This is a genomic window from Pseudosulfitobacter koreensis, assembly GCF_024733015.1.
Lineage (GTDB): Bacteria > Pseudomonadota > Alphaproteobacteria > Rhodobacterales > Rhodobacteraceae > Pseudosulfitobacter > Pseudosulfitobacter koreensis.
Genome location: NZ_JANKJG010000013.1, coordinates 17,656 through 39,463, shown reverse-complemented (window position 1 = coordinate 39,463; position 21,808 = coordinate 17,656). Strand labels below are relative to the sequence as shown.

The following is a 21,808-nucleotide window of genomic DNA, read 5'->3' as shown; positions in this document are numbered from 1 at the left end:
CCTGCTTCCCTCTCCCCGCTACCTTGGGGGGAGGGACACACGCGCGCGCCCCCGCGCGCCTCAACCATTCCCCATTTCACCTGATTTCCGAGGATGTCCATGACCTCCCCTTCGCTCGTCACCAGCGACCTGACGATCCGTTTCGGCGGGCATGTCGCAGTCAACAGCGTCTCTTGCGCCTTCACTCCGGGCGAGCTGACGGTGATCGTCGGCCCCAACGGCGCCGGCAAGACGACCTATTTCAACCTGATTTCGGGCCAGCTGAGCGCCAGTTCGGGCACCGTGACAAAGGATGGCGTGAACATCACCGGCATGTCGCCCTCTGCACGCGCGGGCCAAGGCATTGGCCGTGCGTTCCAGTTGACCAACCTGTTTCCGCAACTGACCGTGCTGGAAAACATCCGCCTTGCCGTGCAGGCACGTGCCGGGGCCGGGTGGCGCATGTTCACGCCGGTCGGAAATTTCCGCCGCCTGACCGAAAAGGCCGAGCATTACCTTGAGGTTACGCGCCTGTCGAAGCTGGCGCATCAGCCCGCCGCCAACCTGCCACATGGCGATCAGCGCAAGCTTGAGGTCGCGCTGCTGATGGCGATGGAGCCCGATGTCTACATGTTCGACGAGCCGACCGCAGGCATGAGCCTGGACCACGCGCCCGATGTTCTGGACCTGATCGCGGGGATCAAAGCGGACACGTCGAAAACAGTGCTTCTGGTCGAACACAAGATGGACGTGGTGCGCGCGCTGGCGGACCGCATCATCGTGCTGCACAACGGCGAGCTTCTGGCCGATGGCGACCCGACCGAAGTGATGAACAGCCAGATCGTCCGCGACGTCTATCTTGGGCGGGCAACGGAGGGCGCGGCATGACCTTGCTCACGATCCGCAACATGAAGACGGACATCGACCAATACGTCGTCTTGCACGACATCAGCTTCGATGTGCCCGAGGGCGGCGTCTTTGTCCTGCTGGGCCGCAATGGTGCCGGCAAGACGACGACACTGCGCTCGATCATGGGGCTGTGGAAGCCATCGCCGGGGTCGGTCCTGTTCAAGGGCGAGGATATCACTGGGCTGCACACCGCAGACATCGCCCGCAAGGGCATCGCCTATGTGCCCGAGAACATGGGTATCTTCGGCACCCTGACAGTCGATGAAAACCTGATCCTGGCCACGGCGTCGGGGCGGTTCGATCCCGCGCGGCTGGCCCGCATCCACGCGCTGTTCCCGGCGCTGGAACAGTTCCGCGACAAACAGGCATGGAGCCTGTCGGGCGGTCAGAAACAGATGCTCTCCGTCGCCCGCGCCATCATCGAGCCGCGCGCGCTGATCCTGATCGACGAGCCGACCAAGGGGCTGGCCCCCTCAATCGTGGACGCGATGGCCGAGGCCTTTCGCGAGATCGCCCAGACCACGACGATCCTGCTGGTCGAGCAAAACTTCACCTTCGCGCGCAGCCTTGGCCGCGACATGGCGGTGATCGACGACGGCCGGGTTGCCCATTCCGGGTCGATGGAAGATTTCGCCGCAGACACCGCGCTGCAAGACCGGCTTCTGAGCCTGTCGGCGTGAGGAGAACAAGATGAACACACTCACCAATACTCTGGGACAAACTCTTGGCCGGGCAGGGGGCGTGAACCTGCTGCCTTTGATCGTCGCCGCCGCCGCCTTCGGGCTGATCGGCGCGCCCTCGTCGTGGCTTACGCTGACAGTCGCGGGGCTGGCGATGGGCATGATGCTGTTCCTGATGGCCTCGGGCCTCTCGCTGGTCTTTGGCTTGATGGACGTCCTCAACTTCGGCCACTCCGCCTTTGTCAGCTTCGGCGCCTTCATCTCGGCGACCGTGCTGGCGGGCCTGGGTGGTTGGCTCGCGGCGGACAGCTGGATGCTGAACGCGCTGGCGCTGGCCGCGGCCTACCTTGCCGCGATCAGCTTTGGCCTTGTCGCGGGCTGGTTCTTCGAGACGGTCATCATCCGGCCCGTCTACCGCGACCACCTGCGCCAGATCCTGATCACCATCGGTGCCATGATCGTGGCCGAACAGACCATCCTCGCGTTCTGGGGCGGCACCCCGCTTTCGGTCGCGCGCCCGCAATTCCTCGAAGGATCGTGGATCATCGGCGATGTCTCCATCGAGATCTACCGCGCCTTCGCCTTCGCGCTCGGGGCAGTGGTCTTCGTCATGCTCTATTTCATGCTCAACCGCACCCGCATCGGCCTGCTGATCCGCGCAGGCGTCGAGAACCGCGAGATGGTAGAATCCTTGGGCTTCCGGGTCGACCGGCTGTTCATCGGGGTCTTCATGCTCGGCTCCGCCCTCGCGGCGCTGGGCGGTGCGATGTGGGCAGGCTACGAAACTCTGATCACCCCCGCGCTGGGCGGCGAGCTGATGATCGTCGTCTTCATCGTGGTCATCATCGGCGGGCTCGGCTCGATCGAGGGCACGTTGCTGGGCGCGATCCTCGTAGGGCTCATGACCAACTACATTGGCTTTCTGGCCCCGAAACTGGCGCTGGCGTCGAACATGATCCTGATGGTGGCAATTCTGCTGTGGCGGCCCAACGGCCTGCGCCCGGCGATCAAGTGAAGGAGCCTGCCATGCAAAACACCACCCGAAACGCCGGCGCCTACACGATCAAGGGCATCGTGCTGATCATCGCAGCCCTGCTTCTGTTCGCGCCGTTCCTGTTCCAGGACGTCCGCTCGCTCGAAGTCGCCGCGCGCATCTGCATCTTCATCGTGCTGGTCGCCAGCTTCGATCTGCTGATCGGTTACACCGGCATCGTCAGCTTCGCCCACACCATGTTCTTCGGCTTCGGTGCCTACGGGGCAGCTATCCTGCTCAAGGAGATGGGGCCGGGCTGGACCCCGGTGATCCTCGGTGGGCTGGCAGGCGTTGCGGTGTCGATGGTATTCGCCGTTGCCATCGGGCTCTTGTCGCTCAGGGTCAAGGCGATCTTCTTTGCGATGATCACCCTCGCGGCGGCCTCTGTCGTGCTGGTGCTGGCCTCGCAACTGTCGCAGATCACCGGCGGCGAGGACGGTATCACCTACCGGGGCCCTGACCTCTTCAAGACCGCGACCAAGCTTGTGACCGACGAGGATGGTAAGGTCATCCGCCTTTGGGGCGTAAAGCTGAACGGCAAGCTTGCGGCCTATTACTTTGTCTTCATTACGTCGCTGATCCTGTTTCTCGCGATGCTACGCTTTGTCGGCTCACCCTTCGGTACGGTTCTGAAGGCGATCCGCGAGAACGAAGCCCGCGCCGAGGCCATCGGTTACCGCGTCGTCGCCTATCGCACCGCCGTCTTCTGCCTGTCGGCGGCTGTCGCGTCGCTGGCGGGAACGGTCTACGCGGTCTGGCTGAAATATACGGGGCCCGCCACCACGCTGTCCTTTGCGATCATGATCGACATCCTGCTGATGGTGGTGATCGGCGGCATGGGCACGATGTGGGGTGCGGTGATCGGCGCGGTGCTGATGATCCTTGCGCAATACTATCTGCGGGATCTCATGGGCGTCGCGTCCGAAGCGCTGGCGGGTGTGCCGGTGCTGCCGGAACTTCTGGCCCCTGACCGCTGGCTGTTCTGGCTGGGCATCATCTTCATCCTGCTGGTCTATTTCTTTCCCAAGGGCATCGCGGGCACGGCCATGTCGGGCGGAGCCAAGCAATGACCGCGCCGCGGTTTTCGCTGGTCCCCGTAATGGACCATGAAATCCACGTGACCGAATGGGGCGATCCGTCAAGCAAACCGCTGGTCATGTGGCACGGTTTGGCGCGCACGGGCCGGGACTTCGACGAGTTGGCGCAGGCGCTGTCCGACAGCTATTTCGTGATCTGCCCCGACACCATCGGGCGCGGACTGTCCAGCTGGTCGCAAAACCCCGAGGCCGAGTATTCCGTGGAGTACTACTGCGGCATCGCGACCGACCTGATGGACCACTACGGGTTCGAGCGTGTGGCGTGGCTGGGCACTTCGCTGGGCGGTCTGATCGGGATGCGCCTTGCCTCGGGCCCCCATGCCGACCGGCTGCGCTGTCTTTTGATCAACGACATCGGCCCCGAAATTCCCGAGCCCGCAATCGAGCGTATCCTGACCTACGTGAGCGACCCGCCTGTGTTCGACCACCTGTCCGAGGTCGAGACATGGCTGCGCGCCGCCTACCGCCCGTTTGGCACTGCGCCGGATGCCTATTGGCGCAGGATGGCCCGAACGTCGGTGCGGCGGCGCGACGACGGGCAACTGACGCTGCACTATGACCCGCGCATCACGATCCAGTTCACCGCGTCACGCGAAGAGCTGACATCGTGGGACCGCTACGCCCGGATCATGACCCCCTGCCACGTGTTTCGCGGGGAAACGTCCGACATCCTGCCCGCCGATGTGCTGGACCTGATGCGCCAGCGCGGCCCCCGCCCGAAGGCGACCGAGTTCGCGTGCGGCCATGCCCCGAGCCTCACCAATGCGGCGGATGCAGCCGAGGTGCGCCGGGTGCTCAAGTCGCTCTCCTAGCGCCTTCCACTTGCACAGGTCGTAACCGACAAGGGAACCTTCCAGTGCTGTAAAGTCGTTGGCCCAATACCTGCGTGAACAACCAGCAAAGGGCCAACGCTATGTCTTATTGGAGATTTGCCGCGATGATCGCGACCTCGACGGTCGTGATGTTCGGGCTGATGTACCTCAACACCTATCTCGTCACCCATGTCTTCTGGTCGGAAACCCGTGTCTACATGGCGCTGCTGATGGGGGCCACGATGGCCATCATCATGCTCAGCTTCATGCTGTCGATGTATTCCAACAAGGCGATCAACGCAGCGATCTTCGTTGGCGCCGCCGTGGCCTTCGCCGGGTCGCTCTGGCTGGTGCGCAGTCAGGTCACTGTCGCCGACACCAGCTATATGCGCGCGATGATCCCGCACCACTCGATCGCGGTCATGACCTCGAACCGCGCGAACATCTCCGACCCACGCGTGCGCAAGTTGGCGGATGAGATCATCTTTGCCCAGGACAAGGAAATCGCCGAGATGCGCTATCTGATCAACTCCATCGAAGCGTCGGGCAAGGCAGTCATGTCGGAAGAGCAGCCGACCGCCACGATCGTCAGCCTCGATCAGGCCCTCTCCACCGCCCATGTCGAGGTGCTCGACCCCGGCTTCCTGTCGCCGCAGGATATCGCGGCGCTGTTCCCCAACGGTCAGTCCTGCAGCTTTACCTACACCACCGACAGTGCGCCCGTGCTCGCCATCGGCGACGTGGCCGGCCAGACCGCCGGTCTGGTAAAGCTCAGCGGTGATCTGGTGCGTCTCGACGTCGCCTCGGCCACCGAACTCAGCGTCGATGGCCTGACCATCCGCATCGGCCCGCCCACAGGCGAGGACGACGCGACCCTTGCACCGGTCGGCACGGAGCCGTCCGAGGCGGACATGCATCTGGAATTGGACGAGGGGCTGACCGCAGGCTACCGGGGTTTTTACGCCTGCAGGAGTTAAGTGACAGGCGGCGGCTTGTCAGTCGCCGCCCGACTTCCACGGCAATCTCCCGGTGATCTCGGTTTCCAGCGCAAAGCTGAGGAAGGTTCGCACCGCCACCACGGCAGCCAACACCGCAACGCTTTCCAGCGTCGGGTCTATTGCCACTGTATTGATGATGTCGGCGGCAACCAGAAACTCCAGCCCCAGCAGGATTGACCGCCCCAGCGAGGACCGCAGATTGTGATAGTTCTCGCGGCCAGGGCCCTCGCGGGATATGCGCGCGAGGTAAATCCAGACAGATGCGACAGCACCCACCACGATGGCCCCGATACCCACGAATTCGATGGCGCGCACGGTCCAATGCAAGGCGCTGTCGACCCAATCCGCCGTGTGGCCGGTCTGGGCATTGGGCGCGGGTGTCCTCTCCTGCGCAGCGGCGGTCTGCGCCCAGCAAAACGACATGGCGACGATCAAAAGTCCAAGCGGGTTCAGCGGGTGTTTCTGGCGGGCTGTTCTCATGCCCCGATAACGTCTGATCCGCGATGTCGTTCCGCGTACGGGCTACGCGGGTTCCAACGCTTCGGGCACATCCAAGTGATGATTTGCGCGAAGTTCTGCCCATCTGAAAACCTTCGGAACAGACCCTCGCATCAGGTGTTGAGACATCAGGAAACGGCGATGAACCATGAGGGGGCATCGCTGGTTCATTGAGAAAAGGAGGAACAACATGTTTAATCATATCAAGAAGTTGAGCGCAATCTCCATGGCGGTTGCACTTCTGGTCCCGGCAATGTCGAGCGCTCAGGGCACCTGGAGCTCTGCGGACTGGGACACTGACGGAACAGCCGGTCTGACGTCGGACGAATTCAACGCGCAGTTCGCCACCACTGGCACCTATGATGCATGGGATCGCGACGACGTCGTTGGTCTGAACGAAGGTGAATTTGCCACCGGCATGTACGCCAACTGGGATGCAGACAACGACATGCAGATCACCGAAGACGAATACACTGCAGGCGCCAACCGCTGGTATGGCCCCGACTACGCAACGCCGTTCAATGACTACGACGTCGATTCTTCGGGCTACATTGACCGCACAGAATTCGGCAATGCGTGGGATAATGAGTACTATTCCACATGGGATACGGATGCGGACGGCACGCTGACCGAGGACGAGTTCTCTACCGGCACCTATAACACCGCTGACGTGAACAGCGACATGGTCGTGACCATCGAGGAAGAAGGCTGGTTCGAGGGCTGGTTCGACGGTGACGATATCGAAGCCGAAATCCAGGAGGTCGGCGACGTCATGTAAGCGTCTCGCTTTCTTACAAGGGGGCTGGTTCACGCCAGCCCCCTTTTTTTTGCGTATTTCATCTCGGGCACAGTCGTTGCCCAAAAGCCATTTTCCAGATCTTCAGTCCAAGTCTGTCAGGCATGCCAAGCATAGCCGCAGCCCAACTTCGCCCTCCATTCAACACCATTGTTTTAGTGCCGAATTAATGCCTTACTCACAAACGGGAAGGCCCGGACAAGGCATGTCTGTCATGTCACTGTCATACGGGATGTCTAACGACAGGTGTCCCGGTGGGGTGGTCGGCTACCGTCCCCTTCACCGGCTAAGAATGGAGATTATAGACATGAAATCGAAACTGATCCTATCCACGGCTGCCGCCATGCTGCTGTCATCCGTTGCCGCAAACGCTGATACGCTGCGCCTGCTGACATGGGGCGGCTACGCGCCCGACGACGTGATTGCCATGTTCGAAGAACAGACAGGCCACACCGTCGAAGTGACCAAATCGAACAACGAAGAGATGATCGCCAAGCTGCGCGCGACCAACGGCGGCGGTTTCGACCTTGCACAGCCCAGCCAGGACCGGATCGCCGGCCCGCAGGCCGAGTTCGGCATCTACAAGCCGCTCGATATGTCCAAGATCGAAACCGGGCTGTTCATCCCGTCGATGCTGGAAGCGACCAAGGGCAATACCACCGTCGAGGGCGAGGTTTACGCCGTGCCACACGTCTGGGGCACTTCGGGTCTGGTCGTTAACACCGCGATGGCGGGTGACGTGAAGGATTACACCGACCTGTGCAACGACGATGTCGCGGGCAAGGTGTCCTACCGTCTCAAGCGCCCGACGCTGATCGGCTTTGCCTTTTCGATGGGTCTCGATCCCTTCGCGGCCTATGGCGACGAAGCGGCGTATAAAGAAATCCTCGACCAGGTCGAAGCAAAGCTGACCGAGTGCAAGGCCAACGTCAAAACCTATTGGGATGGCGGCGACGAGCTGAAGAACCTGATGCGGTCCGGCGAAGTCGTGGCCTCCATGGCATGGGACACGGGCGGCTGGCAGCTGAACGACGACAACGCCGACATCACCTTCGTGGCCCCTGCCGCGGGCGCTCTGGGCTGGATCGACACCTTCGCACTGCCCGCGCGCGGTCGTGCCGACGATGCCGCCTATGACTGGATCAACTTCGTCATGCAGCCCGAGATTGCGGCGATGATCACCGCCTCGGCGGGCAACTTCACCGCATCACAGGGCGGCGACGCCAATGTCGACGACGCGCTGAAGGCCAAGTATCAGGCAAGCTTCCCGCAGGAAGCCATCGACAACATCAAATGGTATCCGTCGGTGCCCGCAGGTCTGGAAGCCATGGAAGGCGCCGCACTGGACCGGATCAACGCCGCAAACTAAGGCTGTTGAAAACGTGACGATAGGGAAGCGCGCACCCCGCGCTTCCCGTTTTTATGAAGGCTGCAAGCGATGTCCGAAACACCCGATCTGGAATGCCGTGCGATTTCGAAGAACTTCGATGATTTCAAGGCGGTGAAAGACGTCAGTTTTTCTGTGCCGCAGGGCACATTCTTTTCCATTCTGGGCCCGTCGGGATGCGGCAAGACCACGCTTTTGCGCATGATCGCGGGGTTCCAGAAACCTTCGGGCGGCGATCTGCTGATCAAGGGCAAATCTATGCTGGACGTCCCACCGAACAAACGCCCGGTTTCGATGGTGTTTCAACACCTTGCCCTGTTCCCGATGATGAACATCGGCGCGAATGTAGGCTTTGGCCTGCGCCAGCGCGGCGTGAACAAGACGGACGTGAAACAGCAGGTCGAGCGTGTGCTTGAGCGTGTGGGCCTGGGCGGCGTGGCCGAGCGTCCGGTAAGTTCGCTCTCGGGCGGGCAGAAACAACGGGTCGCGATCGCCCGCTGCATGGTGCTTGAACCGGACGTGCTGTTGCTGGACGAACCCCTTGGCGCGCTGGACCTGAAACTGCGCGAACACATGAAGATCGAGCTCAAGCAGCTGCAATCCGAATTCAACACCACCTTCGTCTATATCACCCACGACCAGTCCGAAGCGCTGGTGATGTCTGACCAGATTGCCGTGATGAACCACGGCGTCTTCGAACAGTTGGGCACCGCGAAAGAGCTTTACTACGAACCCGCCACCTCATTCGTCGCGGGTTTCGTCGGTGAGGCCAACCGCTTTGCCGCGACCGTGGAAAGCGCCGACAGCGGCGCGGTGCAGATGGTCACGGCCGAGGGCAAGGCCCTGCGCGGGGTCGAGGCGGGCAGGGGCCTGAGCCATGGTGACAAGGTCGATGTCTTCGTGCGCCCCGAAGCGATCCGCCTGTCGCGCTCCGCCGCTGATCTTGCGCAACTGGGCAACACCAGCGAGGGCAAGGTCGAGAATATCCTTTTCAACGGGGCCAACAGCCAGCTGATCCTGCGCGATCTGACGACGGGCGCGGAAATGAGCATGGCCTTGCCCCAGACCGGAGAGTTCCGCGATCTGGCGCAGGGCGATGTCATCGCCTTCGGGTGGGAGCCGCAGCAGACACGGGTTTACCGGGCAGGGGGCGCACATGGCCTCTGACCGTTCGAAACTGGCGTTCTGGCTGCTGATGGCACCGCTGCTGATCTGGCTGGTGACGCTGATCATCTTGCCGCATATCGGCATGTTCCTGGTGTCACTGCGCGAAAAGGTCGGCGTGCGCGAATACGAAACCAGTTTTGCCAACTACGCCGTGTTCTTCAACGAACCGCTCTATTGGAACACCTTCGCGCGCACCGCATATATGTCGATTGCCGCCACGGCGCTGACGCTGCTGATCGGCTTTCCCATCGCCTATTACATCGCCAAGCTGACGCGCGGGCGGGCCAAGACCACGCTGTTCCTGATGTGCCTGATCCCGTTCTGGGTCAGCGAGTTGGTGCGCACCTTCGGCTGGATGATCCTGCTGCGCGAAACCGGCGTATTCTCGAACCTGCTGCAATACCTCGGTCTGGTCGATGGTCCGGTCGAGATGCTGTATAACGACGCGGCGATCATGACCGGGTTGGTTTACACGTCGATGCTGTTCATGGTCGTCCCGCTGGTGACTACGCTCGACAGTCTCGACGACAGCCTGATCGAGGCGGGCTATGATCTGGGCGCCAGCGGTTTCGCCATCCTGCGCGAGATCGTGATCCCCCACGCCATGCCCGGTATCGTGTCGGGTTGCATCGTGGTGTTCATGCTCAGCCTGGGCAACTACCTGACCCCGATCCTGTTGGGCGGCAAGGACAGCCTGTGGTTCACCGGGCTGATCTACAGCCAGTTCATCACGCGCTTCAACTGGGAACTCGGCTCGGCCTTCGGCTTCCTGCTCCTCGGTCTGTCGTCGCTGATCGTCTTCGTCGGCCTCAAGCTGTCGCGGCAATCACTGGGCAAGACGATGGCGCGCACATGATCACCGGCATCCCCCAAAGCGGCGCATTCAAGTGGACCTACAGGGCCTATGTAACACTGTTCTTCCTCTATCTGGCGCTGCCGCTGGCGACGGTCTGCGTCTTTGCCTTCAACGATTCCGTGTTCCCCTCGCTCCCGTGGGAGGGGTTCACATGGGCCTGGTTTTTCGGTGACGAGGCGCCCTATGTGGGCGTCTTCAACGAACGGCCCATCCTGCGGTCGGTCGTGACTTCTGGTGTCGTGGCCTTCTGGGTGTCGCTGCTGGCTGTCTTCGTGGGCACGTGCAACGCATTCCTGTTCGTGCGCCATGACTTTCGCGGCAAGGGGTTCCTTTATATCCTGATGCTGCTGCCGCTGATCATTCCCGGCATCATCCTTGGCATCTCGATTCTGGTGTTCTCGTCTTCGGTCGCCAACACCCTCGAGGATGCCACCGGCCTGTGGTTCGACGGCTTGCGGCCCGGTCTGATATTGGTGGTGCTGGGACAGTTCTCGTTTATCACCACCTTCGCCACGCTGGTCATCTCGGCGCGTCTGCAAAAGTTCGACACCAGCCTGGAAGAGGCGGCGTTGAACCTTGGCGCGACGCCTTTCGGAGCGGTGCGCGCCGTGACCCTGCCGTTTCTCTATCCGGCGATGGGGGCGGCGGGCGTGGTTGCGGTGCTGATGAGCTTCGAGAACTTCAACACCACGCTAATGCTCGTCGGGTCCGACGCGCCGCTGACCATCACCATGTTCGACCGGCTCAAGCTGGGCTCGACTCCGGTGCTGAACGCGGTGTCGCTTTTGCTGATCGTGGTCTCTGCTCTGCTGGGTCTCGCCTCGCTCCTGCTGCAAAAGCGCGAAGACTGAGGCGGGCCGGGCGGCTCACGCCTGCCCGCGATTCTCAAGGTCCTCGTCATCACTGTCGGGCGAGTTCAGCGTGGCCCAGGTGTCATCGCGCGGCGGCCGTGGCGGCGCGTCGCTGACCGCCTGATGGATGTTCACCTTGGCGATGAAATTCGCCGAAATCGGTGCGGTGACAAAGAGAAACGCCATGATCAGCAGCTCGTGCAGCGACCCTTCGCCCGCAACGAAGGAATGGACCATCGACGCCATCAGCAACATGCCGATGCCGATGGTGCCCACCTTGGTCGGCGCGTGCAGGCGCGTCATCGGGTCGCTGAATTTCAGCAGACCGATCACCCCGATCAGCACAAAGGCCGATCCGATCAGCAGGAAAATGGCGACGGCATAGGTGCCGATTGTCTCAGCAGTCATTCGATGATGTCTCCCCGCAGCAAGAACCGCGCCAGCGCCACGGTGGACACAAAGCCCAGCATGGCGATCAGCAACGAAACCTCGAAATAGATCTGAACGCCCTGGTGAATGCCCAGGACCAGCACCAGCCCCAACGCGTTGATCACCATCGTGTCCAGCGCCAGAATTCGGTCGCCGGGGGTCGGCCCCAGCAAAAGGCGCAGCATCGACAGGATTTGTCCCAGCGCCAGCGCGACAAAGGCGATGATCAGCGCGATGTCCATCAGTTCGGAAGCTGTCATGCGAATATCCTCTCCAAACGGTTCTCGTAGCGCGTCTTGATCTCGTCACGCACGGCGTCCGGGTCGTCGGTGTGCAGGACATGCACAAGCAGGCTATGCCCCTCGTCCGACAGGTCCGCCGACACGGTGCCGGGGGTCAGGGTGATCGTTCCGGCCAGCAGCGTGATTGCCTCGGGATCGCGCAGGTCCAGCGGCACCACGATCCACGCCGGTTTCAGCTTGGCGTTCGGCACCGTCAGCACGATCCAGGCAACTTGAAGGTTGGCGACGATGATGTCCCACAGCACGATGATACTGTAGATGACCATCCGACCGGGGCGAAACCCCATCGGACGGTCGGGCCACCAGATCGACGTCCCCAGCGGGATAAGGATGCCCAGGATCAGACCGAATACGACCATCCCGGCCGAGATATCGTTCTGCAACAAGGTCCAGACAATCGCCAGAACAACGGTCAGAAACGGGTGCGGCAAAAGCCGTTGGAATGCGCGCGACATTTCAATAGCCCTCCTTTGGCGTGCTCAGCTTACCGGGTGTCTCCAGAACGGTCGAGAGGTACGGCTCGGGTGCAAAAAGCTGCGCTGCCACAGCTGTCGTATAGCCATGCACCTGCCCGGCAAAGACGGTATGCGCCATCAGCGCCGCAATCAGCCCGCCGACCGCGACATAGGACAGTATCGCAGGCGGGGTCGCGGCCTCGGCGTCGTCAGCGGGGGCCACGCTGGTGGCCTTCCAGAAGACCACGCTGCCCGCACGGGCAAAGCCCAGGATGCTGATCAGGCTCGATCCCAGGACGATGGCCCAGATCCAGACCACATATTCACTGTCATACGCTGCCGTCAGCACCAAGAGCTTGCCGATGAAACCCGACAGGGGCGGCAGTCCGACCATGGCGATGGCCGCGACAAAGAACAGCGCCGCCGTCAACGTGGCCCCGGCAACGGGGGCCTGCGCGGTCAGGTCCAGATCACGCCGACTGCTGCGCACAAGGTCCGCAATCAGGAACAGCGCGGCCCCGGCCAGGGTCGAATGCACGATATAATAAAGTGCCGCGGCAATCCCCTCGGGCGTGAACAGCGCGATCGTGACCATCACCATGCCCATCGACCCGATGACGGAGAACGCCACCAGCCGGTCCAGCCGCTTGGCGGCCAGCACGCCGATCATCCCGATGGCCAGCGACACCAGTGCGGCGGGTTGCAGCCAGACGTCATGCAGGCCCGACGTGACCTCCAGTTCCGGCGGAAAGATCATCGTATAGACCCGGATGATCGCATAGGCGCCCACCTTGGTCATGATCGCGAACAGTGCGGCGACAGGGCCCGGCGCTTCGGCATAGCTGGAGGGCAGCCAGAAATGCAACGGCACCACAGCCGCCTTGATCGCAAAGACCAGCAGCAGCAGCACCGCCGCCACGCGCAGGCCAACGGTCTCGTCCGCGCCGATCAACGTGGCACGCTGCGCCAGATCGGCCATGTTCAGCGTCCCGGTCTCGGCATAGATCGAGCCGAGCGCGAAGAGGAACAGCGTCGAGCCGATCAGGTTGAACAGCACGTATTGCACGCCCGCGCGCAGCCGCGCATTGCCGCCCGCATGGATCATCAGACCATAGGAGGCGATCAGCAGCACCTCGAAGAACACGAACAGGTTGAACAGGTCGCCCGTCAGGAACGCGCCCATGATTCCCATCAGCTGGAACTGGAACAGGGCATGGAAATGCCGCCCGCGATTGTCCCAGCCCGACCCGATTGCATAGAGCAGCACAAACAGCGCCAGCACCGCGGTCAGCAGCACCATCATCGTTGACAGCCTGTCGCCCACCAGAACGATGCCGAAGGGCGCGGCCCAGTCCCCCAGCTGATAGAGCGTTATGGTGCCGTCGGATGCCTGCACCGCCAGCCCGAAGGCGACGGCGATCAGCGCCAGCACGCCGACCACGGAAAACGTGCGCTGGATGCCGATATGATAGCGCGCGGCCAGCACGATGAACGGTGCCAGCAGCGCGGGCAGCACGACGGGGGCAATGATCCAATGGGTCATGATGCATCCCCTGCGCGGTCTTCGTTTTCGTCCGTGGGATCGTCCACGTGGTCATCGTCCGAGCCGAGGAAGGCGCCCAGACCGATCATCACGACCACCGCCGTCATGCCGAACGAGATGACGATGGCCGTCAGAACCAGCGCCTGCGGCAGCGGGTCGGCATAGATCGCGACGCCATCCCGCAGGATCGGTGGCGCGCCGGTGGTCAGCCTGCCCGAGGTGAACAGAAACACGTTCACCGCATAGGTCAGCAGCGATATGCCCATGATCACCGGGAAGGTCCGCAGACGCAGCACCAGATAGATGCCGCCTGCTGTCATGACGCCGATGGCGGAGGCAACGAGCATTTCCATATCAGAACGCCTCCTTTGCTGTCGGGGCGGGATCGGCATCAGGCCCCTCGCGCGAGGGGTCGATGTCCATCGGATGTTCGCTTTCGGGCTGTGAAGCCCGGCGCGCAAGCCGCGAGAAGCTTTCCAGCGACAGCATCACCGCGCCGACCACGGCCAGGAAAACGCCCAGATCGAACAGCGCTGCAGTGGCCAGCTCGAATTCCTCGAACGGCGGGATGCGCACATAGGCGAAGTCCGAGGTCAGGAACGGCTTGCCCACGAACCACGACCCGATGCCGGTCAGCCCCGCGATCAAAACGCCTGCGCCGATCACCCCGTGATAGGGGTATTTCAACCGCGTAGAGGTCCAGGCGAAACCGCTGGCCATATACTGCATCACCACGCCGATCGACACGACCAGCCCGGCAATGAATCCGCCGCCCGGCTCGTTGTGGCCACGCAGGAAGATGTAGAAACCCACCATCAGGATGACCGGCATGATCACCCGCGTCAGCACCACCATCATCATCGGATGGGTGTCGCCCGCGCGCTTTTGATCCGGCTTGCGGTTCAGCAGCCGCGCGCGCACCGGCCCGTTCAGCAGCGTTTCGGTCAGCGCATAGATCAACAGCGCGGCGATCCCCAGCACGATGATTTCGCCGTAGGTGTCAAAGCCACGAAAATCGACCAGGATCACGTTGACCGCATTGGTGCCGCCGCCGCCCTTGTAGGAATTGGCCAGGTGAAATTCGGAAATCGGCGTGCTGACCGCATCGCGCAAAAGATAGTGATGGGCCAGCGCAAAGGTCGCAAGGCCACCGGCCACGGCCACGCCGCCATCCCGCACGCGGCGCAGCAGGGTACTTTCGACGGGTGTGTATTTCGGCAGAAAGTTCAGGGCCAGCAGCAGCAGGATGATCGTCACCACCTCGACGGTAAACTGCGTCATCGCCAGATCCGGCGCGCTGAAAAAGACGAAACCGACCGACACCATCAGCCCGACAATCCCGATCAACATAAGCGACAGGAACCGGTTGCGGTGCAGGAACACCAGCCCGATGGTCGCAGCCACCAGCATCCCCCAGCCCGCAATCGGCACCGGCCCGGCGCTTTGCGGCAGGCGGGTGGCCCCGCCGACGGTGCCCGTGCTCCAGGCATGGTAGCCCGCCGCAAGGATCGCCACGAAGGCGATCATGGCATAGCGGGTGAACGCACCGTTGTGCAGCCCCAGGATCAGCTTTTGCGCGAGCAGGACAACGCCCGCGATCAGGGCGTCAAAGATCGTCTTGGCCTCAGGGCGGGGGGTGCTTTCCCAGATGCGGTTCAGCAACTGGAACGTGATCAGCAGCACCAGACCACCGACGACGGCGACGATTGACAGGTAGAGGGCGGGCACCAGACCGTGCCAGATCTTGAAATAGGCGGTGGGCACTTCGGCGGCATTGCCCAGCACCGAGACTGTCACCAGCTTGACAAAAGGTTCTGCCAGAAACGGTGCCACGCCGATCACCACGACCAGCACCACCAGCAGGGCGGGCGGCAGCCACAGGCCCGCGCCGGGATCATGCGGCTTGGCGGGATAGTCATCGCGCACAGGGCCGAAAAACACGTGCCCGATCAGACGGAAGCAATAGGCCGCCGAGAACACCGAGGCGACGGTCGCCAGCACCGGCACCAGCCATGGCGTGTCGAACAGCACCGTGTGCGTCGCCTCTTCCAGCATCATTTCCTTGGACAGGAACCCGTTCAGCAGCGGGATGCCTGCCATCGACAGGGATGCCAGCGCCACGATCACGAACGTCACCGGCATCAGCGTGCGCAGCCCGCCCAGGCGGCGGATGTCGCGGGTGTGCGCCTCGTGGTCGATGATGCCTGCGGACATGAACAGCGCCGCCTTGAACGTGGCGTGGTTCAGAATGTGGAACGTCGCGGCCATCGCGCCGAACGCGGTGCCGGTGCCCAGCAGCATGGTGATCAGACCCAGATGGCTGACCGTCGAGAATGCCAGCAACGATTTGAGATCGTTCTTGAACAGCGCAATCGTGGCACCCAGAACCATCGTCGCCAGCCCGGCGGTGGTCACGATCACGAACCACTCAGGGGTGCCCGAAAGCACCGGCCACATGCGGGCCATCAGGAAAATACCCGCTTTGACCATCGTCGCCGAGTGCAGATAGGCCGACACCGGCGTGGGTGCGGCCATCGCGTGCGGCAACCAGAAATGGAACGGAAACTGCGCCGATTTGGTGAAGCAGCCCAGCAGAATCAGGATCAGCGCGGTCAGATACAGCGGATCGGCCTGGATCAGGTCGCGATTCTGCAGGATCACGCTCAGGTCATAGCTGCCCGCGATCTGACCCAGGATCAGCATGCCACCGATCATGCAAAGCCCGCCCATGCCGGTCACGGTCAGCGCCATCCGCGCACCCTGGCGTGCTTCGGGCAGATGTTTCCAATAGCCGATCAACAGGAACGACGACAGTGACGTCAGCTCCCAGAACACCAGCAAAAGCAGGATGTTATCGCTCAGGACGATCCCGACCATCGCGCCCTGAAAGAGCAGCAGATAGGTGAAGAACTCGCCCATGTTGTCTTCACGGCTGAGGTAATGACGCGCGTAGGCGATGATCAAAAGCCCGATGCCGAGGATCAGCAGCGCGAAGAAAAAGCCCAACCCGTCCAGCATCAGGGTAAAGTTCAGCCCCAGTGCCGGCATCCATTCCAGCCGCGCGGTTACCAGATCTCCGGCCAGCACGGCGGGCAGGTTGGTCAGCAACCCGACAAAGGCCGCAAGCGTCACGGTGAACGTGACGCCCGCACAGGCCGACCGGCCCGCAGAATTCATCAGACCCGGTAGCAGCGCCCCGAAAAACGGCAGCGCGACGATAAAGAAGAGGGACATGGGCAGCCCTTGAACTGGTTGATCACTGGTCCACCGAACCTGCATTTGATTTGTGGAAGTGCAAGCGTAATCGACGGATTCCGTCGGAAATCGACGCTTTTTTCAGGGAATTGGCCCTGCTGCATTCAATGGGGAACCTGTCAGTCCGATCGGCTTGGCCTTCGTCAGGCGCGCAGACCCGCGGCGCAAAAGCGGATGAGGTGGGCCACCTCGGTGCCGTCCGCATCGGTTGCCGCCGCCAACGCGCCCATGCGGTCCTGCGATGTCAGCAGGGCAAGCATGGCCGAGACGGAAAACACGAACCCTTCCGCGATCTGCTTTCGGGTCTTGTCGGGCAGCAGTCGGGTGATCTCTTGCAGGAACACGTCCGCCACCGGATCGAAACACTCCGCCGAGATATCGCGCCAGCGCACATCGGCGGAAACGAAGGCGACCAGGCGTGCATAATCGCGCCAGCGCGGGTCCTGCGCCGAAAGGTCGAAAAACGGGCACATGAAGGCCGCAAGGACCTGCTCCAGCGTCGGATCGCCATCGGTCAGAACTCGCGCCAGCGATTCTAACCGGTCGCGCGACAGGGTGTCGGCACGGCGCGCAACCGTTTGATGGAACAGCGCGATCTTGCCCCCGCCATGATGGTGGATCGTACCCACAGGCTCGCCTGCCTCGCTCGCGATCCGGCGGATCGTCGCGCCATCGAAACCCTGCTCGGCAAACACCTTTTCCGCCGCATCCAGCACCCGCAGCTTCGTCGCCAGCGCCCGCTTGGACGGGGCGCGCTGTCGCTTGGTTTCAGGGGTTTGCGTCACTGCCATGAAAACATCTTGCCTTAACTTGAACAAGTGTTCAATCTAAACCACAACAAGGGAGGACGCGATGGGAGACGCGCACAACCGGCTGGCCCTGATCGGGGCGGGGCCGATGGGTCTGGCTGCGGCAAAGCTGCTGGTCGAACAGGGTATCGAGTTTCAGGGTTTCGAGCTGAACACAGACGTGGGGGGCCTGTGGGACATCGACGGTCCCCGCTCGACCATGTATGAAACCGCCCACCTGATTTCGTCCAAGACGATGACCGAATTCGCCGATTTCCCGATGCGGGACGAGGTGGCGGAATACCCGTCCCACCGCGAGTTGAAGCGTTACTTCCAGGATTTCGCGCAGCATTTCGACCTGAACAGGCACTACCGTTTCGGCGCCGAGGTGCTGTCGTGCTCACCTCTTGGCGGCCCCGCGGACGGCTGGCGGGTCACTTGGCGCGATGATGCGGGCGTGCATGTCGAGGATTTTTCCGGCCTGCTGATTGCCAACGGCACGCTGAGCACGCCCAACATGCCGAGTTTCAAGGGCAATTTCGACGGTGAGCTGATCCATTCGTCGCAATATCGTCATGCCACCCAGTTCGACGGCAAGCGGGTGCTGATCATCGGCGCAGGCAATTCCGGCTGCGACATCGCGGTGGACGCGATCCATCACGGTACGTCATGCGATCTGTCGATGCGGCGTGGCTATTACTTCGTTCCGAAATACGTGTTCGGCAAACCGGCGGACACGATGGGCGGCGCGATCAAGCTGCCGATGGCGCTGAAACGCATCGTCGACGGTGCGATCCTGAAGTGGTTCGTAGGCGATCCGCAGAAATACGGCTTTCCCAAACCGGATTACAAACTCTACGAAAGCCATCCCATCGTGAACTCGCTGGTGCTTTATCATGCGGGGCACGGCGACATCAAAATCCGTCCCGATATCGACCGGTTTGCGGGCAAGACGGTGCACTTCAAGGATGGAACCACCGCCGATTACGACATGATCCTGGCCGCTACGGGCTACAAGCTGAATTATCCGTTCATCGATAACGCCCATCTGAACTGGCAGGGCGATGCGCCGCATCTGTACCTCAACTGCATGCACCCCGAACGCGACGATCTGTTCGTGCTGGGCATGGTCGAGGCTTCGGGCCTCGGCTGGCAGGGAAGACACGAGCAGGCCGAGATGGTTGTGCGCTATATCAAGGGCTTGCGCGCGGGCACGGCAGAGGCGCGGGCCCTGCAAAAGACCAAGGCACAGGGTTTCGACCGGGCGACCGGTGGCATGGATTACATCGACCTGCCGCGCATGGCCTATTACGTCGACAAGGCGACCTATCGCAAAGCGGTGACCCGTTGGATCGGCAAGCTGCAGGGGCGCAGAGCATGATTGACGAGGCGGTTCTGGAGTTTTCCGCAGGGTCGATTACGCTGCTCAACGCAATCCTCGCCGTGGTGATGTTTTCCATCGCCATCGACCTTAAACCAAGCGATTTCAAGACGCTGGCTCGCGCGCCCAAGCCGCTGGTGGTCGGGCTGGTCTCGCAGTTCATCGTGCTGCCGGTGCTGACCTTTCTGCTGGTGCTTGCGACCCAGCCACAGGCGTCGGTGGCACTGGGGTTGATCCTGGTCGCGGCCTGTCCGGGTGGCAATATCTCGAACTTCATCACCCACCGCGCGGGCGGGAACGCGGCGCTGTCGGTGTCGATGACCGCCTTTGCCACTGTCGGCGCCGTAATTCTGACCCCGCTCAACATTGCGTTCTGGGGCAGTCTCTATGCCCCCTCTGCCGAAATCCTGCGCGCCACGGCAATAGACCCGGTCAGCGTCGCGATCACCGTAAGCTTGATGCTGATCGCCCCGCTGATCCTCGGTGTGGCGCTGAATGCCCGTCGCCCGGATGTGACGCGCAAGCTTCGCGGGCCGCTACAGTGGATTTCGATGGGCATCTTCGTCGGTTTCGTCGTCATCGCACTGGCCTCGAACTGGTCGTTGTTCCTGGCCTTTGCCGGTGGCATCGCGGGGCTGGTGATCGCGCACAACGCACTTGGCCTTGCCGGGGGCTACGCCACAGCCACCCTTGCCGGGCTATCTTCGTTTGACCGCAGGGCGGTGACCATCGAAACGGGTATCCAGAATTCAGGCCTGGGACTGGTCCTGATCTTCGGCTTTTTCGGCGGGCTGGGCGGCATGGCCATCGTCGCTGCGTTCTGGGGGATCTGGCACGCGATTTCGGGCCTTGCCCTCGCCAGCCTCATGTCGCGCAAGGCAGCGATATGACCCGTATCCTGATCACCGGCGGGGCGGGCATGGTGGGGCGCGCATTGGCCGAGGCGTTGCCAGAGGGGGATGTCATCGTGACCGACCTTGCGCGCGGCACCTTACTCGATCACATCCGGTTTCAGCGCATGGACGTCACCGGTACCGATCCCGACAGGATCATCGCAAACGTCCGTCCCGATGTGGTCGTGCACCTTGCCTCGATCGTGACGCCGCCGCCCGGCATGACCCGCGCGCAGGCCCATGCCGTCGACGTGACCGGCACGCGAAACGTGCTGGATGCTTGCATAAAACATGGCGTCGGGCGGCTGGTGGTGACCAGTTCCGGCGCGGCCTATGGCTATCACGCGGACAATCCCGTTCCCTTGACCGAGGACGCGCCCTGCCGCGGCAACCCCGAATTTCCCTATGCCGATCACAAGCGTCAGGTCGAGGAGATGCTGGCCAAGGCACGGCAGGATCATCCCGAATTGGCGCAGGTCGTCTTGCGTATCGGAACCGTGCTGGGGGCGGGCACCGACAACCAGATCACCGCATTGTTTCGCCGCCCAAGGCTGCTGGCGATCCGGGGCAGCGATAGCCCCTTCGTGTTCATCTGGACCCGCGACCTCGCCCGCATCGTGGAGCGTGCCGCGACCGATGGGCCGCCGGGCATCTACAACGTGGCGGGTGACGGCTGGCTGTCCATCGACGCGCTCGCCGACGCTCTGGGCAAGCCTGTGCTGCGCCTGCCTGCCTGGGCACTAAGGGCGGTGCTGGCCGTGGCACACCCGCTGGGGCTTTCGCGTTACGGACCGGAGCAGGTGCGGTTCCTGCAGTACCGCCCGGTGCTGGACAACGATAGGCTCAAGAGCGTGTTCGGCTATACGCCGGAACTGACCTCTGCCGAAGTGTTCGACCTATGGCGTCGCGAGGCGGGATTGTGAAGACGGCGATCATCTCCGGCGGCAACGGCGGTCTGGGCCGCGCATTGGCCACGGGGCTCGAGGCGCAGGGTTGGCACTGTGTGCTGATGGACGTGAACACCGACGGGCTAAAGGCATCCGACCGCCGCACGCCGATCACCGTGGACCTCACCGATACCGCAGCACTGACGCGCACCGCATCAGACATCATCGCCACGCGGCCCTCCATCGACATGGTGATCTACAACGCGGGCGTGTCGCAGATCGTGCCCTTCGCGGAGACCGACGCGCAGAGCCACAGGCGCGTGTTCGAGATCAACTATTTCGCCGCCGTCGAGATGGCGCGCCTGTTCCTGCACCCGCTCCGCGCCAGTCGCGGCACGCATCTGGCAATCTCGTCAGTCGCAGGGTTCGCGCCGCTGCATGGACGCACCGCCTATGCCGCGTCGAAACACGCGATGCAGGGGTTCTTTGCCTCCCTGCGGTCCGAAGAGGCGGCCCATGGCGTTCGCTGCCTGATCGCGGCACCCAGTTTCGTGGCCACCAACATCGGCAACGCCGAACGCCGCGATGATGGCATCCTACGTCCAGGTGCGGCAGCGGACGGTATCGACTACATGACGCCCGAAGATGCGGCATCGGTGATCCTGCGCGGTGTGGCAAAGGGGCAGGCGTTCATCCCCGTGGGCCGCGTCGCACGGCTGGCCTCATGGGTGATGCGCGTCTCGCCCAAGCTTTACGAACGCTCGATGCGGCGCAATATCCGCGCAAAGTCCGATAGGTCCTGAACCGGTCAG

Annotated in this window: 23 protein-coding genes; 15 read left to right on the top strand and 8 right to left on the bottom strand. The window is 62.5% G+C overall.

Translation table 11 applies throughout. The annotated features are described in order from the left end of the window. Positions 1-99 precede the first annotated feature (99 nt). From NTA49_RS15395 to NTA49_RS15370, 6 genes are all read left to right on the top strand, one after another. On the top strand, positions 100-867 hold the full coding sequence (locus tag NTA49_RS15395; protein WP_258295696.1) for an ABC transporter ATP-binding protein: 768 nt from the start codon (positions 100-102) through the stop codon (positions 865-867). Then, complete coding sequence (locus tag NTA49_RS15390; protein ID WP_258295695.1) at positions 864-1,568, top strand: ABC transporter ATP-binding protein; 705 nt, start codon at positions 864-866, stop codon at positions 1,566-1,568. Before NTA49_RS15395 ends, NTA49_RS15390 begins: the two co-directional genes overlap by 4 nt. A 10-nt stretch (positions 1,569-1,578) precedes the next feature. Then, positions 1,579-2,583: a branched-chain amino acid ABC transporter permease gene (locus NTA49_RS15385; protein ID WP_258295694.1), complete on the top strand. Its 1,005-nt coding sequence runs from the start codon at positions 1,579-1,581 to the stop codon at positions 2,581-2,583. Positions 2,584-2,594: 11 nt separating this feature from the next. Next, positions 2,595-3,671 carry a branched-chain amino acid ABC transporter permease gene (locus NTA49_RS15380; RefSeq protein WP_258295693.1) on the top strand — a complete coding sequence of 359 codons (1,077 nt, stop codon included), beginning with the start codon at positions 2,595-2,597 and terminating at the stop codon, positions 3,669-3,671. Continuing rightward, positions 3,668-4,510 (top strand): alpha/beta fold hydrolase, encoded by an 843-nt coding sequence (locus tag NTA49_RS15375; RefSeq protein WP_258295692.1) that lies wholly within the window; start codon positions 3,668-3,670, stop codon positions 4,508-4,510. The genes NTA49_RS15380 and NTA49_RS15375 overlap by 4 nt, the downstream gene beginning before the upstream one ends. A gap of 101 nt (positions 4,511-4,611) precedes the next feature. After that, positions 4,612-5,487, top strand: coding sequence for a DUF305 domain-containing protein (locus NTA49_RS15370; protein ID WP_258295691.1), 876 nt, complete (start codon positions 4,612-4,614; stop codon positions 5,485-5,487). An 18-nt stretch (positions 5,488-5,505) separates the two neighbouring features. On the opposite strand, the gene NTA49_RS15365 is transcribed toward NTA49_RS15370, so the two are convergent. Continuing rightward, complete coding sequence (locus tag NTA49_RS15365; RefSeq protein WP_258295690.1) at positions 5,506-5,988, bottom strand: DUF1622 domain-containing protein; 483 nt, start codon at positions 5,986-5,988, stop codon at positions 5,506-5,508. Between the two features lie 208 nt (positions 5,989-6,196). On the opposite strand from NTA49_RS15365, the gene NTA49_RS15360 reads away from it, so the two are divergent. From NTA49_RS15360 to NTA49_RS15340, 5 genes are all read left to right on the top strand, one after another. Further along, positions 6,197-6,784, top strand: coding sequence for an EF-hand domain-containing protein (locus tag NTA49_RS15360; protein ID WP_258295689.1), 588 nt, complete (start codon positions 6,197-6,199; stop codon positions 6,782-6,784). A gap of 325 nt (positions 6,785-7,109) precedes the next feature. Beyond that, the gene (locus tag NTA49_RS15355; protein ID WP_258295688.1) at positions 7,110-8,171 is read left to right on the top strand and encodes an extracellular solute-binding protein; all 1,062 of its coding nucleotides are present in this window, start codon (positions 7,110-7,112) and stop codon (positions 8,169-8,171) included. A gap of 69 nt (positions 8,172-8,240) precedes the next feature. Beyond that, complete coding sequence (locus NTA49_RS15350) at positions 8,241-9,356, top strand: ABC transporter ATP-binding protein (RefSeq protein WP_258295687.1); 1,116 nt, start codon at positions 8,241-8,243, stop codon at positions 9,354-9,356. After that, entirely contained in the window at positions 9,346-10,212 is an 867-nt protein-coding gene (locus tag NTA49_RS15345) for an ABC transporter permease (RefSeq protein ID WP_258295686.1), read from the top strand. The genes NTA49_RS15350 and NTA49_RS15345 overlap by 11 nt, the downstream gene beginning before the upstream one ends. After that, positions 10,209-11,063, top strand: a complete 855-nt coding sequence (locus NTA49_RS15340) for an ABC transporter permease (RefSeq protein WP_258295685.1) — start codon at positions 10,209-10,211, stop codon at positions 11,061-11,063. The genes NTA49_RS15345 and NTA49_RS15340 overlap by 4 nt, the downstream gene beginning before the upstream one ends. A gap of 15 nt (positions 11,064-11,078) precedes the next feature. On the opposite strand, the gene NTA49_RS15335 is transcribed toward NTA49_RS15340, so the two are convergent. The 7 genes from NTA49_RS15335 to NTA49_RS15305 all read right to left on the bottom strand — a co-directional run bounded on the left by NTA49_RS15335 (position 11,079) and on the right by NTA49_RS15305 (position 17,838). Next, complete coding sequence (locus tag NTA49_RS15335) at positions 11,079-11,471, bottom strand: Na+/H+ antiporter subunit G (protein WP_258295684.1); 393 nt, start codon at positions 11,469-11,471, stop codon at positions 11,079-11,081. Then, complete coding sequence (locus tag NTA49_RS15330) at positions 11,468-11,752, bottom strand: K+/H+ antiporter subunit F (RefSeq protein ID WP_258295683.1); 285 nt, start codon at positions 11,750-11,752, stop codon at positions 11,468-11,470. Before NTA49_RS15330 ends, NTA49_RS15335 begins: the two co-directional genes overlap by 4 nt. Further along, complete coding sequence (locus NTA49_RS15325; protein ID WP_258295682.1) at positions 11,749-12,249, bottom strand: Na+/H+ antiporter subunit E; 501 nt, start codon at positions 12,247-12,249, stop codon at positions 11,749-11,751. The genes NTA49_RS15330 and NTA49_RS15325 overlap by 4 nt, the downstream gene beginning before the upstream one ends. A gap of 1 nt (position 12,250) precedes the next feature. Further along, positions 12,251-13,792, bottom strand: coding sequence for a monovalent cation/H+ antiporter subunit D (locus NTA49_RS15320; RefSeq protein WP_258295681.1), 1,542 nt, complete (start codon positions 13,790-13,792; stop codon positions 12,251-12,253). After that, a complete protein-coding gene (locus tag NTA49_RS15315; RefSeq protein WP_258295680.1) occupies positions 13,789-14,145 on the bottom strand; it encodes a Na+/H+ antiporter subunit C in 357 nt (118 codons plus the stop codon). The genes NTA49_RS15320 and NTA49_RS15315 overlap by 4 nt, the downstream gene beginning before the upstream one ends. Before the next feature lies 1 nt (position 14,146). Further along, complete coding sequence (locus tag NTA49_RS15310; protein WP_258295679.1) at positions 14,147-17,026, bottom strand: monovalent cation/H+ antiporter subunit A; 2,880 nt, start codon at positions 17,024-17,026, stop codon at positions 14,147-14,149. Between the two features lie 164 nt (positions 17,027-17,190). After that, positions 17,191-17,838, bottom strand: coding sequence for a TetR/AcrR family transcriptional regulator (locus NTA49_RS15305; protein WP_258295678.1), 648 nt, complete (start codon positions 17,836-17,838; stop codon positions 17,191-17,193). A gap of 61 nt (positions 17,839-17,899) precedes the next feature. On the opposite strand from NTA49_RS15305, the gene NTA49_RS15300 reads away from it, so the two are divergent. The 4 genes from NTA49_RS15300 to NTA49_RS15285 are packed head-to-tail and all read left to right on the top strand — an operon-like array spanning position 17,900 to position 21,799. After that, a complete protein-coding gene (locus tag NTA49_RS15300; protein WP_258295677.1) occupies positions 17,900-19,216 on the top strand; it encodes a flavin-containing monooxygenase in 1,317 nt (438 codons plus the stop codon). Then, entirely contained in the window at positions 19,213-20,106 is an 894-nt protein-coding gene (locus NTA49_RS15295; RefSeq protein WP_258295676.1) for a bile acid:sodium symporter family protein, read from the top strand. The genes NTA49_RS15300 and NTA49_RS15295 overlap by 4 nt, the downstream gene beginning before the upstream one ends. Beyond that, positions 20,103-21,032 (top strand): SDR family oxidoreductase, encoded by a 930-nt coding sequence (locus NTA49_RS15290; RefSeq protein ID WP_258295675.1) that lies wholly within the window; start codon positions 20,103-20,105, stop codon positions 21,030-21,032. The genes NTA49_RS15295 and NTA49_RS15290 overlap by 4 nt, the downstream gene beginning before the upstream one ends. Next, positions 21,029-21,799: an SDR family NAD(P)-dependent oxidoreductase gene (locus tag NTA49_RS15285; RefSeq protein WP_258295674.1), complete on the top strand. Its 771-nt coding sequence runs from the start codon at positions 21,029-21,031 to the stop codon at positions 21,797-21,799. The genes NTA49_RS15290 and NTA49_RS15285 overlap by 4 nt, the downstream gene beginning before the upstream one ends. Positions 21,800-21,808 lie beyond the last annotated feature (9 nt).

Coding starts and splice junctions, on each gene's coding strand:
- NTA49_RS15395 (WP_258295696.1), top strand. CDS start 100: ATGACCTCCCCTTCGCTCGTCACCAGCGACCTGACGATCCGTTTCGGC.
- NTA49_RS15390 (WP_258295695.1), top strand. CDS start 864: ATGACCTTGCTCACGATCCGCAACATGAAGACGGACATCGACCAATAC.
- NTA49_RS15385 (WP_258295694.1), top strand. CDS start 1,579: ATGAACACACTCACCAATACTCTGGGACAAACTCTTGGCCGGGCAGGG.
- NTA49_RS15380 (WP_258295693.1), top strand. CDS start 2,595: ATGCAAAACACCACCCGAAACGCCGGCGCCTACACGATCAAGGGCATC.
- NTA49_RS15375 (WP_258295692.1), top strand. CDS start 3,668: ATGACCGCGCCGCGGTTTTCGCTGGTCCCCGTAATGGACCATGAAATC.
- NTA49_RS15370 (WP_258295691.1), top strand. CDS start 4,612: ATGTCTTATTGGAGATTTGCCGCGATGATCGCGACCTCGACGGTCGTG.
- NTA49_RS15365 (WP_258295690.1), bottom strand. CDS start 5,988: ATGAGAACAGCCCGCCAGAAACACCCGCTGAACCCGCTTGGACTTTTG.
- NTA49_RS15360 (WP_258295689.1), top strand. CDS start 6,197: ATGTTTAATCATATCAAGAAGTTGAGCGCAATCTCCATGGCGGTTGCA.
- NTA49_RS15355 (WP_258295688.1), top strand. CDS start 7,110: ATGAAATCGAAACTGATCCTATCCACGGCTGCCGCCATGCTGCTGTCA.
- NTA49_RS15350 (WP_258295687.1), top strand. CDS start 8,241: ATGTCCGAAACACCCGATCTGGAATGCCGTGCGATTTCGAAGAACTTC.
- NTA49_RS15345 (WP_258295686.1), top strand. CDS start 9,346: ATGGCCTCTGACCGTTCGAAACTGGCGTTCTGGCTGCTGATGGCACCG.
- NTA49_RS15340 (WP_258295685.1), top strand. CDS start 10,209: ATGATCACCGGCATCCCCCAAAGCGGCGCATTCAAGTGGACCTACAGG.
- NTA49_RS15335 (WP_258295684.1), bottom strand. CDS start 11,471: ATGACTGCTGAGACAATCGGCACCTATGCCGTCGCCATTTTCCTGCTG.
- NTA49_RS15330 (WP_258295683.1), bottom strand. CDS start 11,752: ATGACAGCTTCCGAACTGATGGACATCGCGCTGATCATCGCCTTTGTC.
- NTA49_RS15325 (WP_258295682.1), bottom strand. CDS start 12,249: ATGTCGCGCGCATTCCAACGGCTTTTGCCGCACCCGTTTCTGACCGTT.
- NTA49_RS15320 (WP_258295681.1), bottom strand. CDS start 13,792: ATGACCCATTGGATCATTGCCCCCGTCGTGCTGCCCGCGCTGCTGGCA.
- NTA49_RS15315 (WP_258295680.1), bottom strand. CDS start 14,145: ATGGAAATGCTCGTTGCCTCCGCCATCGGCGTCATGACAGCAGGCGGC.
- NTA49_RS15310 (WP_258295679.1), bottom strand. CDS start 17,026: ATGTCCCTCTTCTTTATCGTCGCGCTGCCGTTTTTCGGGGCGCTGCTA.
- NTA49_RS15305 (WP_258295678.1), bottom strand. CDS start 17,838: ATGGCAGTGACGCAAACCCCTGAAACCAAGCGACAGCGCGCCCCGTCC.
- NTA49_RS15300 (WP_258295677.1), top strand. CDS start 17,900: ATGGGAGACGCGCACAACCGGCTGGCCCTGATCGGGGCGGGGCCGATG.
- NTA49_RS15295 (WP_258295676.1), top strand. CDS start 19,213: ATGATTGACGAGGCGGTTCTGGAGTTTTCCGCAGGGTCGATTACGCTG.
- NTA49_RS15290 (WP_258295675.1), top strand. CDS start 20,103: ATGACCCGTATCCTGATCACCGGCGGGGCGGGCATGGTGGGGCGCGCA.